Raw genomic sequence first — 14008 nt, 5'->3', positions numbered from 1 at the left:
TCCGAGTGCCCTCCGCCACCACGAGCTTCGACGAGTTCACCGCGCTCCTGCCCGGACGTCGCGTCGTGCCCGTCGCCCGAGAGCTGTTCGCCGATGGCGAGACTCCCGTCGGCATCTACCGCAAGCTCGCGGAGGGTCGCCCCGGCACCTTCCTCCTCGAGTCCGCCGAGCAGGGCGGCATCTGGTCGCGATACTCGTTCGTGGGCGCGTCGTCGTACGGCGTGCTCACCGAGCACGACGGGCGTGTCGAGTGGCAGGACTATGGGCTGTCGGCGGAGCGCGCGCTCGGCGAGGCCGCGGCCCTCGCCCCGCTCGCCGCGCTCGAGGCGCTCTACGAGCGGTGGCGCACGGAGGACGTGCCGGGCGCGCCGCCGCTCACCGGCGGACTCGTCGGGTTCATCGGGTGGGAGGCCATCCGCCAGATCGAGCACCTTCCGAACCGACCGCCTGCCGACTTCCGGATGCCCGGACAGGCGTTCAGCTTCGTGTCCGAGCTCGTCGTGATCGACCACCGCACCGGCACCGTGCAGCTCATCGCCTCCGCGCTGCACGACGGCGACGATTCGCCCGAGGCGCTGTGGGTGGACGCGCAGGAGCGCCTCGACCGGATGCAGCGACGGCTCGCGCGCCCGTCGGAGGCGTGGCTCGCCGAGATCGACCTCAGCACCGCTGCCGCGCCGACGTACCGCACCGAGAAGGCCGACTTCCTCGCGGCGGTCGAGCGCTCGAAGGAGTACATCCGCGAGGGCGACATCTTCCAGGTGGTGATCTCACAGCGCTTCGAGCAGGAGGCGACGGCCGACCCGATCGACGTCTACCGGGTGCTGCGGAGCCTCAATCCGAGCCCGTACATGTACGTGCTGCACCTCGACGACCCGGCGGGCGAGCCGTACTGGATCGTCGGCTCCTCGCCCGAGGCGCTCGTGAAGGTGCAGGACGGTCGCGTGTTCACGCACCCGATCGCGGGCTCCAAGCCGCGCGGTGCCACGCCGGAGCAGGACGCCGACCTCGAGGCCGAGCTCGTCGCCGACCCCAAGGAGCAGGCCGAGCACCTCATGCTCGTCGACCTCGCCCGCAACGACCTCGCCAAGGTCTGCACGGCGGGCTCGGTGGAGGTCACCGAGTTCATGCGCGTGGAGCGGTTCAGCCACATCATGCACCTCGTCTCCTCCGTCGAGGGCGACCTCGCGCCCCACGCGAACGCCGTCGACGTGTTCCGCGCGACCTTCCCGGCGGGCACGCTCTCCGGTGCGCCGAAGCCCCGCGCGCTCGAGATCATCGACGAGCTCGAACCGGCGCAACGGGGCCTCTACGGCGGCGTCGTCGGCTACTTCGGCTTCGGCGGCGACGCCGACCTCGCCATCGCGATCCGCACCGCGTCCATCTCGGGTGGCATCGCACGGGTCCAGGCGGGTGGCGGGCTCGTGGCCGACTCCGTGCCCGAGTCGGAGTTCCAGGAGTCCCAGAACAAGGCCGCCGCGCCGCTGCGTGCGGTCGCAGTGGCGAACGCGATGCGGAGGGTCGAGTGATCGCGGCCCGCATGAAGCTCCCGGTCGTCGTCGTCACGGTCATCGGCGCGGCGCTCGCCCTGCTCTCGTGGAGCCAGACCTGGTTCGAGCTGGAGCTCACGGATGCCTCGGCGCAGGGTGCAGGAGAGGCGATCGCGGTGCCCGGCAGCGTGGCCTCGCCCGCCCTTGCGGCGCTCGGGCTCGCCGGGCTCGCGCTCGTCGCCGCCCTCGCGATCGCGGGTCCCGGCATCCGCATCGTGCTCGGCGTGCTCGAGGTCGTGCTCGGCGGCTGCGTCCTGCTCGCCGTCGGCGTCTCGCTGGGCGACCCGATCGCGGCGGCCGCCCCCGCGGTGACGGATGCCACGGGCGTCTCGGGTTCGGGCCCCACCGCCGAGCTCGTGGCGTCGGCGACCGCCACCGTGTGGCCCGCGGCCGCCGTCGTCGGGGGAGTGCTCTTCGTCCTCGCGGGTATCGCGGTGCTGGTCACCGGCACCCGGTGGCCCGTCTCGTCGCGGCGGTACCGCGGTGCGCGCCTCGCCGACGCCGACGAGGGGGCGTCCGGGGCGCACGAGCGTGCGGCATCCGACCGTGCCATCGACGACTGGGACGAACTCAGCCGCGGCGACGACCCCACCGACGACGACACCGGCGCCGCCGGCGTCGAGGCGACGCACGAGGACCCCCAGACCGGCGAGGGGCCGGCCGGGCCCAGCCGCTAGACTGACCCCCGAACCCCGCAACGAAGGAGCATCATGAGCACTGAGCACGCAGATCCCGGCCACGGACACTCGCCCGCGGCATGGACCTCCGTCACGATCATGCTCATCGCGTTCGTCATCGGCACGGTCGCGTTCTTCTTCGACGTGCAGTGGCTGGTGTGGGCGTCGGCCGTCCTCCTCGTGGTCGGTGCGATCGTCGGCTGGGCGCTCGCCCGCGCCGGATACGGTGTCGGTGGCGCGAAGGTCGCCGAGAGGGTGCACTGACGCGTGCTGTCCGAACTGACCGCGAACGCGGTCGCCGATTCGCTCGCACGCCGTGAGACACGCTCCCTCGAAGAGGTCGAGCGTGCCGCACTCGCGCGTCCCGCCGCGCTCGACGCCCTCGAGGCGCTGAAGCCCGCCCACCACGTGAAGGTCATCGCCGAGATCAAGCGCTCGAGCCCTTCCCGAGGGTCGCTGGCGAAGATCGCCGATCCGGCGGCACTCGCACGCAGCTACGAGCTCGGCGGCGCGAGCGCCATCAGCGTGCTCACCGAGGGGCGCAGGTTCGGCGGGTCGCTCGCCGACCTCGAGGCCGTGCGTGCCGCGGTCGCGCTGCCGGTGCTGCGAAAGGACTTCATCGCGACGCCGTACCAGGTGTACGAGGCGCGCGCCGCCGGCGCCGACCTCGTGCTCCTCATCGTCGCGGCGCTCGACGACGCCACGCTGCGGGAGCTCTTCGACCTGGTCGTCGGGCTCGGCATGACGCCGCTCGTCGAGGCGCACTCCGCCGAGGAGCTCGACCGGGCCGCCGCGCTCGGTGCGCGGCTCATCGGTGTGAACGCCCGCGACCTCTCGAGCTTCGAGCTCGACCGCGACCTCTTCGGCCGCCTCGCCGACCGCTTCCCGGGCGGCGCCATCCGCGTCGCCGAGTCCGCGGTGCTGTCGGCGGTGGATGTCGCGCACTACCGTGCATCGGGCGCCGACGTGGTGCTCGTGGGCGAGGCGCTCGTCACGGGCGACCCGATTGCCAACCTCCGAGCCTTCCTGGCGGTGTGACATGGCGCTGAGAGCGCAGAGCGGTCCGTACTTCGGCGACTTCGGCGGGCGGTTCGTGCCCGAATCCCTCGTCGCCGCCCTCGACGAGCTGGGCGAGGCGTACGACCTCGCGAAGCTCGACCCCGCCTTCGGCGAGGAACTCGCCGAGCTCGGACGCAGCTACACCGGCCGGCCGTCGATCATCACCGAGGTGCCGCGGTTCGCGCGGCACGCCGGCGGAGCACGCGTCATCCTGAAGCGCGAGGACCTCAACCACACGGGTTCGCACAAGATCAACAACGTGCTCGGCCAGGCGCTGCTCACGAAGCGCATCGGCAAGACACGCGTGATCGCAGAGACCGGCGCCGGTCAGCACGGAGTCGCCACGGCGACCGCCGCCGCCCTGTTCGGCCTCGAGTGCACGATCTACATGGGCGAGGTCGACACCGAGCGCCAGGCACTGAACGTCGCCCGCATGCGCCTGCTCGGCGCCGAGGTCGTGCCGGTCACCACCGGATCGCGCACGCTGAAGGACGCGATCAACGAGGCGATGCGCGACTGGGTCACGAACGTGGCCACCACCAACTACATCTTCGGCACGGTCGCGGGTCCCCACCCGTTCCCCGAGATGGTGCGCGACTTCCAGAAGGTCATCGGCGAGGAGGCGCGCCAGCAGGTCATCGACCTCACCGGCGCGCTGCCCACGGCGGTGACCGCCTGCGTCGGCGGCGGCTCCAATGCGATCGGCATCTTCCATGCCTTCCTCGACGACGCCGAGGTGGCCCTCTACGGCTTCGAGGCGGGCGGCGAGGGCGTCGACACCGAGCGGCACGCGGCCACCATCACGAAGGGCCGCCCCGGGGTGCTGCACGGCGCCCGCAGCTACCTCCTGCAGGATGAAGACGGCCAGACCATCGAGTCGCACTCCATCTCCGCGGGCCTCGACTACCCGGGCGTGGGCCCCGAGCACGCCTGGCTCGCCGCGATCGGGCGCGCGACGTACCGGCCGGTGACGGATGCCGCCGCCATGCAGGCGCTCCGTCTCCTGACCCGCACCGAGGGCATCATCCCCGCCATCGAGTCCGCGCACGCCCTCGCCGGCACCCTGGAGCTCGGCACGGAGCTCGGACCAGGCGCGACCATCCTCGTCAGCCTCTCCGGACGCGGCGACAAGGACATGGACACCGCCGCGAAGTACTTCGACCTCTACGACCAGGAGCACCCCAAGTGAGAACGGTGGGTCCCGTCATCCGGCGCCGCAACGATGAGGCCGCAGGTGCGCTCGTCGGCTACCTGCCGGTCGGCTTCCCGACCCTCGACGAGAGCGTCGAGGCGGCCATCGCACTGGTCGAACACGGCGTCGACGTGCTCGAGCTCGGGCTGCCGTACTCCGACCCGGTCATGGACGGCCCCGTCATCCAGGCGGCCACGCAGCAGGCACTCGCCAACGGCTTCCGCCTCACCCACGGGTTCGAGGCCGTGCGTCGCATCACCGAGCGCACGGATGCCCCGGTGCTGATCATGACCTACTGGAACCCTGTCCTGCAGTACGGCGTCGACCGCTTCGCGGACGACCTCGCCGCGGCCGGGGGAGCGGGCCTGATCACGCCCGACCTCATCCCCGACGAGGCGGCCGACTGGATCGCGGCATCCGAGCGCACCGGCCTCGACCGTGTGTTCCTCGCGGCGCCGACCTCGACCGACGCCCGCATCCGCCAGGCGGTCGACTCGAGCCGTGGCTTCGTGTACGCCGTCTCGACGATGGGCATCACGGGTGCCCGCAGTGACGTCGACGAGGCCGCACGCACCCTCGTCGCCCGGCTCGCCGAGGCCGGGGCCCCCGCCAGCTGCGTCGGGCTCGGCATCTCGACCGCGGCGCAGGTCGCGGAGGTGCTCGAGTACGCCGACGGCGCCATCGTGGGCTCTGCGCTCGTGAAGGCGCTCGCCGACGGCGGGGTCGAAGCGGCGGGCGAGCTGGCAGGGGAGCTCGCGCGCGGCACGCGGCCGAGTGAAGTACGCTGACTGAGGCCTGACGGCCGCACGTCGCACGAGGAAAGGCAGCAGCCCGAGTGATCGCACCGCTCAGCATCCCCAGCCCCGACTACGAATGGCAGATCTGGGAGCTCAACCTGTTCGGGTGGCAGCTCAACATCCACATGTACGCGCTGTGCATCCTGCTCGGCATCATCCTCGCGGTCATCATCACGTCGCGCCGACTCACCAAGCGCGGGGCGGAGCCGGGCGTCGTGCTCGACATCGCCCTGTGGGCCGTGCCGCTCGGCATCATCGCGGCACGGATCTACCACGTGCTGACGCACCCCGACGACTACTTCTTCGCCGGGGCCGACCCGTGGGCAGTGGTGCGCATCTGGGAGGGCGGCAACGCCATCTACGGTGCACTGATCGGCGGCGCGATCGGCGTCTGGATCGGCTGCCGTATGACCGGCATCCGCTTCCTGTCGTTCGCCGACGCCCTCGCCCCCGGCCTCCTGGTCGCGCAGGCGGTCGGCCGCCTCGGCAACTGGTTCAACCACGAGCTCTTCGGTATGCCGACCGACCTCCCGTGGGGCCTGGAGATCGAGTCCGAGAACCTCGCCTTCCCGGCCGGCCTGGCCGAGGGCACGCTGTTCCACCCGACGTTCCTGTACGAGATGGTGTGGAACCTCGCGGGCGCCGCGCTCATCATCCTGCTCGAGCGGCGGATCAACCTGCGCTGGGGCAAGGCGTTCGCCCTCTACCTCATCTGGTACGGCGCGGGCCGCTCGTTCTTCGAGGCGATCCGCGTCGACCCGAGTGAGATGTTCCTCGGCGTCCGCGTCAACGTGTGGGCGTCGTGGGCCGCCGTCGTGCTCGGCATCGTGATCTTCCTCGTGCAGCGCCGCCGGCACACCGGCGATGAGCTGAGCCCCTACGTTCCCGGACGTGAATGGAAGGGACCCGACGCTGAGGTAGACTCTGACGAAACCGAGTCCGACTCCGACTCTCTCGACGATGGCGTCGAGGGCGAGAACCGCACGGGCGAGACGGCAGCCACAAGCTCGAGCCGTTCTACCACCGAGTAGCGCCCCACCTCACGTTCTCCGACGCGACGCCGCACCATGCGTCGCGACATCCCTTCGAAGGGCCGACGACGTCCCCCGCTGCCTGACTAGTTGATGAGGACGGTCCACGTGTCGCTCACTCCACCCTTCTCGAGGTTCGGTCTCGTTCCCGCCGCGCAGGGCATGTACGACCCCGCCGCCGAGAAGGACGCCTGCGGCCTCGCGATGGTCGCGACCCTCCGGGGCACCGCGGGGCACGACATCATCACGGCCGCGCTCGATGCGCTGCGCCACCTCGAGCACCGGGGCGCGGTCGGCTCCGACGCCGGCACCGGCGATGGCGCGGGCATCATCACGCAGGTGCCCGACGCGTTCCTGCGCGCCGTCGTGCCGTTCGCGCTGCCCGCTGCGGGCTCCTACGCGGTCGGCAACGCGTTCCTGCCCATCGACCCCACCACGCGCTCGAGCGTCAAGCGCCGGCTCGCCGAGCTCGCGGCATCCGAGGGACTCGAGGTGATCGGATGGCGCGAGGTGCCCGTGCGCCCCGAGGAGCTCGGCACGCTCGCCCGCGCCGCCATGCCCGTGGTGCAGCAGCTGTACGTGCGGTCCGCCGCCACGACGTCGGAGGGCGGGCGCCTCGACGGCATCGCACTCGACCGGCTCGCGTTCCGCCTGCGCAACCGCGCCGAGCGCGAGCTCGAACTGTACTTCGCGTCGCTCTCGTGCCGCACGCTCGTCTACAAGGGCATGGTCACGACGCTGCAGCTCGAGCCGTTCTACCCCGACCTCTCCGACGAGCGGTTCGCCTCGAAGCTCGCGCTTGTGCACTCGCGCTACTCGACCAACACGTTCCCGTCGTGGCCGCTCGCGCAACCGTTCCGCATGATCGCCCACAACGGCGAGATCAACACGATCCAGGGCAACCGCAACTGGATGCGGGCCCGCCAGTCGCAGCTCGAGTCGGAGGTGCTCGGCGACCTCTCGCCGATCCTGCCGATCGTCACGCCCGGTGCGAGCGACTCAGCGTCGTTCGACGAGGTCGTGGAGCTGCTCACCCTCTCCGGACGCAGCCTCCCGCACGCGATCATGATGATGGTGCCCGAGGCCTGGGAGAACCAGTCCGAGATCGACCCGGCGCGTCGGGCGTTCTACGAGTACCACTCGATGCTCATGGAGCCGTGGGACGGGCCGGCCGCGATCGTGTTCACCGACGGCTCGCTCGTCGGCGCGACCCTCGACCGCAACGGCCTGCGGCCCGGCCGCTACCTCGTCACCGACGACGGCCTGGTCGTGCTGGCGAGCGAGATCGGCGTGCTCGACATCGACCAGAGCCGCGTCGTGCGCAAGGGCCGGCTCCAGCCCGGCCGCATGTTCCTCGTCGACACCGAGGCCGGCCGCCTCATCGAGGACGACGAGATCAAGGCCGAGCTCGCGGCATCCGAGCCGTGGGACACCTGGCTCGACGGCGGCCGCATCCGGCTCTCCGACCTGCCCGAGCGCGAGCACATCGTGCACCCGCCGGCGTCCGTGAACCGGCGGCAGCGCACCTTCGGCTACACCGAGGAGGAGGTGAAGATCCTCCTCACGCCGATGGCGAAGACCGGCCAGGAGCCGCTCGGCGCGATGGGATCCGACACCCCCATCGCCGTGCTGTCGCAGCGCCCGCGCCTGCTCTTCGACTACTTCACGCAGCAGTTCGCGCAGGTCACGAACCCGCCGCTCGACTCCATCCGCGAGGCGGTCGTCACCTCGCTCGGCTCGTCGCTCGGCCCCGAGCGCAACCTGCTCACCGCCGGTCCCGACCACGCCCACCAGGTGTCACTCGACTTCCCGGTCATCGACAACGACGAGCTCGCGAAGATCGTGCACATCGACCCGCACGTCGGCGCGCGAACCACGAAGACCGTGAGGGGGCTCTATCGCGTCGACGACGGCCCAGAGGCCATGCGCGCGCGCCTCGACGCGCTCTGCGACGAGGTCGACGAGGCCATCGAGGAGGGCGCGTCGTTCATCGTGCTGAGCGACCGCGACTCCACGCGCGACCTTGCGCCGATCCCCTCGCTGCTCATGCTGTCGGCCGTGCACCACCACCTCATCCGGTCGGAGAACCGCATGAAGGTCGGCCTCGTGGTCGAGGCCGGCGACGTGCGCGAGGTGCATCACGTGGCACTCCTCATCGGGTACGGCGCCTCCGCGGTGAACCCGTACCTCGCGATGGAGACCTGCGAGGACCTCGTGCGCTCCGGCGTCATCGCAGGCGTCACGCCCGAGGGCGCCGTGCGCAACGTGATCAGGGCGCTCGGCAAGGGCGTGCTGAAGATCATGTCGAAGATGGGCATCTCGACGATCTCGTCGTACGCAGGCGCCCAGGCGTTCGAGGCCGTGGGCCTGTCGCAGGAGTTCATCGACGAGTACTTCACCGGCACCACCTCGAAGCTCGGCGGCGTCGGCATCGACGTCGTCGCGGCCGAGAACCTGCACCGGCACCGCGTCGCCTACCCCGAGGATGCCGCGGTACGCGCGCACGAGCGCCTCGCGACCGGCGGCGAGTACCAGTGGCGTCGCGACGGCTCGCCGCACCTCTTCAACCCCGAGACGGTGTTCCGCCTGCAGCACTCCACGCGCAACCGCCGCTACGACGTGTTCCGCGAGTACACGTCGCTCGTCGACGGCCAGGCCGAGCAGCTCATGACCCTGCGCGGCATGTTCGCGCTGCGCACGGGTTCGCGGCCGCCGGTGCCGATCGACGAGGTCGAGTCGATCGAGTCGATCGTGAAGCGGTTCTCGACCGGCGCGATGAGCTACGGCTCGATCTCGAAGGAGGCGCACGAGTCGCTCGCCATCGCGATGAACCGCCTCGGCGCGAAGTCGAACACCGGCGAGGGCGGCGAGGACCTCGACCGGCTGCTCGACCCCGAGCGCCGCAGTGCCATCAAGCAGGTGGCCTCGGGCCGGTTCGGCGTGACGAGCATGTACCTCACGCACGCCACCGACCTGCAGATCAAGCTCGCGCAGGGCGCGAAGCCGGGCGAGGGCGGGCAGCTGCCTTCGACCAAGGTGTACCCGTGGATCGCGCGCACCCGGCACGGCACCGCCGGCGTCGGCCTGATCTCGCCGCCGCCGCACCACGACATCTACTCGATCGAGGACCTCAAGCAGCTGATCTTCGACCTGAAGCGGGCGAACCCCAAGGCGCGCGTGCACGTGAAGCTCGTCAGCCAGTCGGGCATCGGGGCGGTCGCCGCCGGCACGGCCAAGGCCCTCGCCGACGTCATCCTCGTGTCGGGGCACGACGGCGGCACCGGTGCGAGTCCGCTCAACTCGCTGAAGCACGCGGGCACCCCGTGGGAGCTCGGCCTGGCCGAGACCCAGCAGACGCTCATGCTCAACGGCATGCGCGACCGCGTGGTGGTGCAGGTCGACGGCCAGTTGAAGACGGGCCGCGACGTCATGATCGGCGCGCTCCTCGGCGCGGAGGAGTTCGGCTTCGCCACGGCGCCGCTCGTCGTGCAGGGATGCGTCATGATGCGCGTCTGCCACCTCGACACCTGCCCGGTGGGCGTCGCGACGCAGAACCCCGAGCTCCGCAAGCGCTTCACGGGCAAGCCCGAGTTCGTGGTGAACTTCTTCGAGTTCATCGCGCAGGAGGTGCGCGAGTACCTCGCCGAACTCGGCTACCATTCGCTCGACGAGATCATCGGTCGCCGCGACCTGCTCGACGTCGACCGCGCCGTCGCGCACTGGAAGGCCGCCGGGCTCGACCTCACGCCCGTGCTCATGGGCCCCGACTTCTCCGAGTCCGAGCCACGGCGAAACCTGCGCCCGCAGGACCACGAGCTCGACCGGCACTTCGACAACGAGCTCATCCGTCGCAGCCGCATCGTGCTCGACGAGGGCGGCTCGGTGCAGATCGACCTGCCGATCAAGAACACGGAGCGTGCAGTCGGCACGATGCTCGGGCACGAGGTCACCGTGCGCCGCGGTGAGCACGGGCTCCCGCCAGGCGCGATCGACGTGACGCTCACGGGCTCGGCCGGCCAGTCGTTCGGCGCGTTCCTGCCGAGCGGCATCACGCTGCGGCTCGAGGGCGACTCGAACGACTACGTCGGCAAGGGGCTCTCGGGCGGCCAGCTCGTCCTGCGTCCGTCGCGCGACAGCGGCTTCGTCGCCGAGCGCAACGTGATCGCCGGCAACGTCATCGGCTACGGTGCGACCCGCGGCAGCATGTTCATCCGCGGCATCGTGGGCGAGCGGTTCCTCGTGCGCAACTCCGGCGCGACCGCGGTGGTGGAGGGCGTGGGCGACCACGCGCTCGAGTACATGACCGGCGGGCTCGCACTCATCCTCGGCGAGACGGGCCGCAACCTCGGTGCTGGCATGTCGGGCGGCACGGCCTACGTGCTCGGACTGCACGAGGGTCGCGTGAACCTCGAGTCCCTGAGCTCCGGCGAGCTGGAGTTGCATCCGCTCGGCAGCGCCGACCGCGAGATCGTGCGCGACCTGCTCGAGCAGCACCTGGAGACCACCGACTCCGCCGTGGCGGCCCGGTTGCTCGCCGAGGGCGACACCGCCCTCGACCGCTTCACGAAGGTGCTGCCGCGCGACTACGCCGCGGTGCTCCGCACCCGCCAGAGCGCCGTCGACGAGGGGCTCGACCCCGACGGCGACGTGGTCTGGACCAGGATCCTGGAGGTCACCGGTGGCTGAGCGCGACCCGAACCAGACTCGAGCAGTGCTCCACGAATGCATGGAGGTGACGGGTGGCTGACCCGAAGGGCTTTCTGAAGGTCACCGAGCGCGAGCTGCCGAAGCGTCGGCCCGTTCCGGTGCGCATCATGGACTGGAAAGAGGTCTACGAGCAGGGCGACCCCGCCCAGCTGCGTCGGCAGGCCGGTCGCTGCATGGACTGCGGCATCCCGTTCTGCCATCAGGGCTGCCCGCTCGGCAACCTGATCCCCGAGTGGAACGACCTCATGTGGCGCGGCGAGGGCCGCGCGGCGATCGAGCGCCTGCACGCCACGAACAACTTCCCCGAGTTCACCGGGCGACTGTGCCCGGCGCCATGCGAGTCGTCGTGCGTGCTCGCCATCAACCAGCCCGCGGTGACGATCAAGCAGGTCGAGGTGTCGATCATCGACCAGGCGTTCGGCAAGGGCTGGGTGCAGCCGCAGCCGCCCGGTCGCCTCACCGGCAAGACGGTGGCGGTCGTCGGCTCGGGCCCTGCAGGGCTCGCGGCGGCGCAGCAGCTCACGCGCGCCGGCCACACGGTCGCCGTCTTCGAGCGCGACGACCGCATCGGCGGACTGCTCCGCTACGGCATCCCCGACTTCAAGATGGAGAAGAAGCACCTCGACCAGCGGCTCGCGCAGATGACCGCCGAGGGCACCCGCTTCCGCGCGGGAGTGAACATCGGCGTCGACATCACCTGGGAGCAGCTCCGTGAGCGGTACGACGCGGTCGTCGTCGCGACGGGCGCGATGGTGCCCCGCGACCTGCCGATCCCCGGGCGCGACCTACCCGGCGTGCACTTCGCGATGGAGTACCTCACCCAGTCGAACCGGCACCTCGCCGGCGACCAGGTGTTCGACCAGATCACCGCGGAGGGCAAGCACGTCGTGGTCCTCGGCGGCGGCGACACCGGCGCGGACTGCATCGGCACGGCGCACCGCCAGGGCGCGCTCTCCGTGACCAACCTCGCCATCGGCAAGGAGCCGAGCCCCACGCGGCCGGCGGAGCAGCCATGGCCGATGCATCCGACGGTCTTCGAGGTGCAGAGCGCGCACGAGGAGGGCGGCACCCGCCAGTACCTCGCGTCGACGGTCGAGTTCCTCGCCAACGATGCGGGTGAGGTTCGGGCGATCCGCGTCGCCGAGACGGAGTACCTCGACGGCCGCCGCGTGCCCAAGGCCGGCACCGAGCACGAGATCCCCGCCGACCTCGTTCTGCTCTCGCTGGGATTCACCGGACCCGAGACGCGCGAGCTCGACGAGCAGCTGCACCTGCCGGTGACCGACCGGGGCAACATCGCACGAGACGCCGAGTACGCCACCGCCCAGCCCGGCGTGTTCGTCGCCGGCGACGCCGGACGCGGCCAGTCGCTCATCGTGTGGGCGATCGCAGAGGGCCGCGCGGCGGCATCCGCCGTCGACCGGTACCTTGAAGGCGACACCCAATTGCCGAGCCCGATCCAGGCGCACGCCCGCGCCTTCGCGATCTAGACCCGCGCGCGCCGACGGCGCGTCGCACGACCACCACCCAGCGCTGCGGCGCGGAACACGGGAGCACACACCAGATGAGACGAGCGAAGATCGTCGCCACCCTCGGGCCGGCGACATCGAGCTATGAGCAGATCCGGGCGATCGTCGATGCGGGCATCGACGTCGCGCGCATGAACCTCAGCCACGGAAGCTACGACGTGCACGAGGGCGTCTACCAGAACGTGCGGAAGGCGGCGAACGACTCAGGTCGCGCCGTGGCGGTGCTCATCGACCTGCAGGGCCCCAAGATCCGCCTCGGGAAGTTCGCCGACGGCCCGTACGAGCTCGCAGAGGGCGACGTCTTCAAGATCACGACGGAAGACATCGTCGGCACCAAGGAGATCGTCGGCACGACCTTCAAGGGCCTGCCCCACGACGTGAAGCCCGGCGACTTCCTGCTCATCGACGATGGCAAGGTGCGCGTCGAGGTCGTCGAGACCGACGGCACGGTGGTCACCACCCGCGTCGTCGTCGCAGGCCCCGTCTCGAACAACAAGGGCATCAACCTTCCCGGGGTGACCGTCAACGTGCCAGCCCTGTCGGAGAAGGATGAGGCCGACCTGCGCTGGGGCCTCGAGCTCGGCGCCGACCTCATCGCGCTCTCCTTCGTGCGCAGCGCCTCCGACATCGAGCGCGTGCACGAGATCATGGACGAGGTCGGACGTCGCGTGCCGGTCGTCGCGAAGATCGAGAAGCCGCAGGCGGTCGACGCCCTGGAGGAGATCACCGAGGCCTTCGACGCGATCATGGTCGCCCGAGGCGACCTCGGCGTCGAGCTGCCGCTCGAGGCCGTGCCCATTGTGCAGAAGCGCGCGGTCGAGATCGCCCGGCGCCTCGCCAAGCCCGTCATCGTCGCCACGCAGATGCTCGAGTCGATGATCCACAGCCCGGTTCCGACCCGCGCCGAGACCTCCGACGTCGCGAACGCGGTGCTCGACGGTGCAGATGCCGTGATGCTCTCGGGCGAGACCAGCGTCGGCGAGTACCCGGTGATCACGGTGAAGACGATGGCGCGCATCGTGGAGTCCACCGAGGAGCACGGGCTCGACCGCATCCTGCCGCTCGGCACGAAGCCGCGCACGCAGGCCGGCGCGATCACGCTCGCCGCCGTCGAGGTCGCGGACTTCGTCGAGGCGAAGTACCTCTGCGTCTTCACCGAGACCGGCGAATCGGTGCGCCGGATGTCCCGCATCCGCTCCGTCATCCCCATCCTCGCGTTCACGCCCGACCCGGCGATCCGTCGCCGCATGGCGCTGAATTGGGGTGTCGAGTCGTTCGTCGTCGATCGCGTGACCCACACCGACCAGATGGTCGGCCAGGTCGACGAGGTCCTCGCGAAGACCGGGATCGCCGCGAACGGCGAGAAGGTCGTCATCATCTCGGGTTCGCCTCCCGGCATCCCCGGCACCACGAACGACGTGCGCGTCCACGTCGTCGGCGACGTGCTGGACTGACGCACCGATGGC

10 protein-coding genes are annotated in these 14008 nt (G+C 70.7%); all 10 read left to right on the top strand.

Translation table 11 applies throughout. The annotated features are described in order from the left end of the window. The first annotated feature begins 5 nt into the window (after positions 1–5). The 10 genes from ASG80_RS14825 (at position 6) to pyk (ending at position 13996) form a co-directional block, all read left to right on the top strand. Positions 6–1529, top strand: a complete 1524-nt coding sequence (locus ASG80_RS14825; RefSeq protein ID WP_235508338.1) for an anthranilate synthase component I — start codon at positions 6–8, stop codon at positions 1527–1529. Further along, positions 1526–2227: a Trp biosynthesis-associated membrane protein gene (locus ASG80_RS14820; RefSeq protein WP_056732004.1), complete on the top strand. Its 702-nt coding sequence runs from the start codon at positions 1526–1528 to the stop codon at positions 2225–2227. Before ASG80_RS14825 ends, ASG80_RS14820 begins: the two co-directional genes overlap by 4 nt. Before the next feature lie 33 nt (positions 2228–2260). After that, positions 2261–2491, top strand: coding sequence for a DUF6704 family protein (locus ASG80_RS14815; protein ID WP_056732002.1), 231 nt, complete (start codon positions 2261–2263; stop codon positions 2489–2491). Positions 2492–2494: 3 nt separating this feature from the next. Next, on the top strand, positions 2495–3265 hold the full coding sequence (gene trpC / locus ASG80_RS14810; RefSeq protein ID WP_056732000.1) for an indole-3-glycerol phosphate synthase TrpC: 771 nt from the start codon (positions 2495–2497) through the stop codon (positions 3263–3265). A 1-nt stretch (position 3266) separates the two neighbouring features. Further along, a complete protein-coding gene (gene trpB / locus ASG80_RS14805; RefSeq protein ID WP_056731999.1) occupies positions 3267–4475 on the top strand; it encodes a tryptophan synthase subunit beta in 1209 nt (402 codons plus the stop codon). Further along, the gene (gene trpA, locus ASG80_RS14800) at positions 4472–5266 is read left to right on the top strand and encodes a tryptophan synthase subunit alpha (protein ID WP_056731997.1); all 795 of its coding nucleotides are present in this window, start codon (positions 4472–4474) and stop codon (positions 5264–5266) included. The genes trpB and trpA overlap by 4 nt, the downstream gene beginning before the upstream one ends. 47 nt (positions 5267–5313) lie before the next feature. Then, entirely contained in the window at positions 5314–6306 is a 993-nt protein-coding gene (gene lgt / locus ASG80_RS14795) for a prolipoprotein diacylglyceryl transferase (RefSeq protein WP_056731995.1), read from the top strand. Positions 6307–6399: 93 nt separating this feature from the next. Beyond that, complete coding sequence (gltB, locus tag ASG80_RS14790) at positions 6400–10992, top strand: glutamate synthase large subunit (RefSeq protein ID WP_056731993.1); 4593 nt, start codon at positions 6400–6402, stop codon at positions 10990–10992. A gap of 53 nt (positions 10993–11045) precedes the next feature. Next, positions 11046–12503 (top strand): glutamate synthase subunit beta, encoded by a 1458-nt coding sequence (locus ASG80_RS14785; protein WP_056731992.1) that lies wholly within the window; start codon positions 11046–11048, stop codon positions 12501–12503. Between the two features lie 74 nt (positions 12504–12577). Further along, positions 12578–13996: a pyruvate kinase gene (gene pyk / locus ASG80_RS14780; protein WP_056731990.1), complete on the top strand. Its 1419-nt coding sequence runs from the start codon at positions 12578–12580 to the stop codon at positions 13994–13996. Positions 13997–14008 lie beyond the last annotated feature (12 nt).

The sequence above is a fragment of the Agromyces sp. Soil535 genome (genome assembly GCF_001428255.1).
Lineage (GTDB): Bacteria > Actinomycetota > Actinomycetes > Actinomycetales > Microbacteriaceae > Agromyces.
Note: the sequence above shows the minus strand (reverse complement) of the source record. Positions and strands in the feature narration are given on the sequence as shown.